Annotated in this window: 2 protein-coding genes; one reads left to right on the top strand and one right to left on the bottom strand. The window is 63.1% G+C overall.

Features of this window, described 5'->3' with window-relative positions; all coding sequences use genetic code 11:
• Positions 1 to 142 precede the first annotated feature (142 nt).
• Entirely contained in the window at positions 143 to 1,552 is a 1,410-nt protein-coding gene (locus D183_RS0106785; protein WP_304412343.1) for an Ldh family oxidoreductase, read from the bottom strand.
• Positions 1,553 to 1,555: 3 nt separating this feature from the next.
• Between D183_RS0106785 and D183_RS27955 the strand changes: the two genes are divergently transcribed.
• A partial coding sequence (locus D183_RS27955; RefSeq protein ID WP_017908341.1) for a hypothetical protein occupies positions 1,556 to 4,566 on the top strand: 3,011 nt, incomplete at its 3' end.

The raw sequence follows: 4,566 nt of genomic DNA, 5'->3' as shown, positions 1-4,566 counted from the left end.
AATGATGCCAAAGGCGGGGTTTTTAGAGGTGCCCTTTAGCCGCGACGCCTCACCAGTAATGCCGGTGGCGGCTGACGCCGCTTCTACGCGACAACGGCATGTCCCGCTGAGTCGCGTTGAAGCGCGTTACCAATAGTCTTCTTCAGTCGAGCAAGGCCAGCAGATCCTGATGCAGGGCCTGCGGAATCCGCACGCCTTCGCTGCGGCTGCGTTCCCGCGCCTGGTAACGGCGTTGCGACGGCAAGCGTGCCCCGGTGGCCTCGTAGGCCGCAAAAAAGGCTTCCGCACGGGCCAGGTGTGCGGCGCGGTCGGCGCCAAGAAAGCGCGCCGGATCCATGGCCAGAATCAGTTCGCCATGGTAGGGCGAAGCGCCGGCGCCAGCGTCGTGCGCCAGCGATTCGGCGCTGGTGAGGTCGCCGATCAACGGCCCGGCGATCAGTTCGATCATCGCCGACAGCGCCGAGCCCTTGTGGCCGCCGAAGGTCAGCATCGCGCCGCCGTCGGCGACTGCGGCCGGATCGGTGGTCGGCGCGCCCGCCGCGTCCACACCCCAGCCTTCTGGAATCGGCTGGCCGGCGCGGAGGCGCAGCTCGATCTCGCCGCGCGCCACCGCGCTGGTGGCGAAATCGAACACGAACGGCGGCGCGTCCACGCGTGGCCAGCCGAACGCCAGCGGGTTGGTGCCCAGCAGCGGCGTGCGCCCGCCGGCCGGCGTGACCCAGGCGTGGCTGGGGTTGCAGATCAGCGCGACCAAGCCAGCGTCGGTGATGCGTTCGACCTCCGGCCATAGCGCAGAGAAATGCACGCAATGGTTGATCGCAAGCGCCGCCAGGCCATTGGCACGGGTCTTCTCGATCAACAGCGGCAGCCCGCGCTCGAACGCCAGCAGCGAGAACCCGCCGCGTGCATCGATCCGCACGATACCGGGCGCATGGTCGTGCACGACTGGCTCGGCATCGCCCACCACCTTGCCGTTGCGCAGCGTCGCCACGCAGCCGAGCGTCCGGTACAACCCGTGCGAGGCGCAGCCGTCGCGTTCGCCGGCGACGATGGTCCGGGTGAGTGCCTGCACGTGCGCCGGGCTGAAGCCGGCGTGGGTCAGGATGCGTTCGACCAGGGCTGTGGCCTGGTCCAGGGACAGGGTGATGGTGTCGCTGGGGTTCATCGAAAAAAGCGAGGGGTAGAGGAGTGCCTGATTCTCGCCTGCGCTGGGCATGGTGAGAAGCCAAAGGGTGTCAGCCCGAACTGAGCGGCTTGTCATGTTTGGAGTGAAGTGCGTCGGGCCGCGGTCTTGCTGGCGGTGCCAAACCTTGGGGAAGACGATCCACCCATCGGATGTTTGAAGATTTTCTTGACAGCTATCCCTGAACCGATCCGATAATTCGACAAGGCCAGCACCTGGCCTATAGGGGATTGTTCGATCGATTGCCTCGTGCCCCGCCGCGATGGGGCGTTGTGTTTTTTTCGATTTCGTTACCGCGATGCCTCCCAGGAGAAGTATCGCGGTCGTCCAGAGAATTCGGCCCCCCTCGGGCTGAAAGGGAAGAGGCAAGCGATGTTCAAGGCGAGGCTGGCGATCGGCATGCTGCTGGTTTGTATGGGTGCGCGTGCGCACGCGGCGGACGAAGTGGCGCCCTACGAGGAGTACGAGAATAAGATCAAGGCCGCGCAGGTCGTCGGTCCGCTGAAAGGCGACATTTTCGGCGAGAACATCAGCCTCTACGATCTCAGCGTGGGTTTCCGCGCCACGGATGTGGATATCGCAGGCAACAACGCATTGCCGGTGACGGTGGCGCGCGAGTTCAAGGTGATGAACCGACGCCAGGAATACGTGGCGAAGGGGTTCGGCGATTGGGAAATCGATGTGCCGCGTGTCTACGGCGAGTTCCTTGCGGAGAAGGGCTGGGTGACGACCAGCGGCTCGCCCACGGCACGCTGCTCGGTACCAGCGCGGCCCGATGCCGCCATGACGGTCGATGGCACGACCTATCCCGGCACGGCAGACGACGTTTGGCACGGCTATTACCTGCATGTGCCAGGTGCTGGCGAACAGGAACTGCTGGTCGACAACCAGACCAAGACGCCGCGTCCGACCGATGGTGTCTCTCGTCCGTGGATCACGAAGCAAGGCTGGCGCTTGGGCTGTCTGAGCAGCGTCAGCAATTATGCAGGCGAAGGCTTTCTCGCCATCTCGCCATCGGGTATGAAGTACTACTTCGACTATGCCGTCGTCATCAACGTTAAACCGTATAAGTTGACCATAAGTGGAAAGATCAATGTGGCTGCGCGCACGCGCGTCGCATTGATGGCCAGTCGTGTCGAAGACCGCTTCGGCAACTGGGTGACCTACAGCTATACGGGCGACAAGCTGTCCTCGATCCAATCCAGCGACGGGCGAGCGGTTGCACTGACCTACAACGGCGATCTGATCAGCAGCGTCCAGGCCAACGGCCAGACCTGGAGCTATGGCTACGAGTTCAGCACCGCCTATCCATGGCCACAGGGTGCTTATCGCCTGAAGACCGTCACAGAGCCCGACGGTTCCCAGTGGGCCTACACGATCGCCAGCGGCAACATGATGCCGACACGCGAGCCGCCTGCCGGTGGTGGCGCCAGCAATTGCGTTTCCGAGCCAGATCTGATGAATGGCGCTGTATCCCTGCAGGTCACCCATCCGTCCGGTGCCAGCGGCCTGTTCGTGTTCGATTATCAGCGTCAGTACCGCACTCATACGCCAGCCAGTCGGTGCGATGTGCCTGCTGGTCAGAAGCCGCCGGTTCCTTACGTGCCAAGCTATTTCGACAACTATGTGCTGCGGTCGAAGACCATCATCGGTCCCGGCCTGCCGCAACGCGTCTGGAGCTATGTGGCCGATGCCCCGGCGACAAAGCTCTATACATCCGGTAATGCCACCGATCCGTGCCCGACCTGCATTCCGAGCAAGACCGTCAAGGTCACCAATCCCGACGGCACGGCGACCGCCTACGAATTCGGTTTCATGTACGGCCTCAACGATGGTCGCCTGCTGAGCACGACGTTGCTGGATGCCAACAGCAATGCCGTCTCCAAGACCAGCAACACCTACTTCGCTGATGGTGACGTGGCCGCGCAGCCATTTCCGGCGGAGATGGGGCAGTCGCTGCTGGGGATTCCCAATCCCTTGACCAACGTCCTGCGTCCGCTGCGCAGCAAGGCTGTGGTGCAGGACGGTACCTCCTATACCTGGACAGCGAACAGCTTCGATGCCTTTGCGCGGACGCTTAGCGTGACCCGCGCCAGCCCCTGGTATTCGCGTACGGATGCGACCGAGTATTACGACGACCTGGGTAAATGGATCATCGGGCAGCGCGCCAGGAGTACCAACACCGACACCGGTCTGGTGGAGTCCCAGACCAGCTACGACACCAATGCGATGCCCTCGCAGCGCTGGTCGTTCGGCAAGCTGCGCTTGACACTTGGCTACAACGGCGATGGCACGTTGGCTACCGTCAAGGACGGCAACAACAACACGACCACCGTGTCCAGTTGGAAGCGCGGCGTTCCGCAATCGATCCGTTATCCGGATGGCACCACCGACGCTGCAACGGTCAACGACAGCGGCTGGATCACCGCGACCACCGACGAGAACGGCTACAGCACCAACTATGGCTACGACGCGATGGGCCGACTGGCGAGCATCGCCTATCCGGCCAACGACACTGTGGCCTGGGCTTCCACCACGCAAGCGTTCGAGCAGGTCGGCACCAGCGAGTACGGACTGGCCGCGGGGCATTGGCGGCAGACCGTCGCCACCGGCAATGCGCGCAAGGTGACGTACTTCGACGCATTGTGGCAGCCGATGTTGACGCGCGAGTTCGATGCCGGCAACGAAGCCGCTACCCAACGCTTCCTGAGGTTCACCTACGATCAAGACGGCCGCGCGACGTTTGCCTCGTACCCTGGGACCAGCGACGCATTGAGTACCGGGACTTGGACCAGATACGACGCGCTCGGGCGCAAGACCTCGGTTTCCCAGGACAGCGAACAGGGTGGGGCGTTGACCACCTCGACAGAGTATTTGGCAGGCAACCAAACCCGTGTGACTGATCCACGCGGCAACAAGACCTTGACGGGCTACCACATTTTTGATCAGCCCGATTACACGACGCCGGCCTGGATTCAACATCCAGAAGGTGCCTACACCGACATCAGTCGCGACATCTTCGGCAAGCCCCTGTCCATCCGCCGCCGTGATGCCAATAGCACCGTGTCGGTAACGCGCAGTTACGTCTACGACGGCTACCAGCAGCTGTGCAAGACGGTGGAACCCGAAACCGGCGCCACCGCCAATGGCTACGATGCTGCAGGCAACCTGGTTTGGAGCGCGGCGGGCTTGTCCCTGCCCAGCACGTCATCGTGCGATGCGGATACCGCCTTTGCCTCTGGCCGCCGAGTCGACCGCAGCTACGACGTGCGTAACCGCATCAAGGCGTTGAGCTTCCCGGACGGCAACGGCAACCAGGCGTGGAGCTACTGGCCGGATGGGGCGGCCAAGCAGATCACCACCACCAACAACGGCGTCGCCAC

This window comes from Xanthomonas sp. SHU 199 (assembly GCF_000364665.1).
In the GTDB taxonomy this organism is placed as follows: domain Bacteria; phylum Pseudomonadota; class Gammaproteobacteria; order Xanthomonadales; family Xanthomonadaceae; genus Xanthomonas_A; species Xanthomonas_A sontii.
Note: the sequence above shows the minus strand (reverse complement) of the source record. Positions and strands in the feature narration are given on the sequence as shown.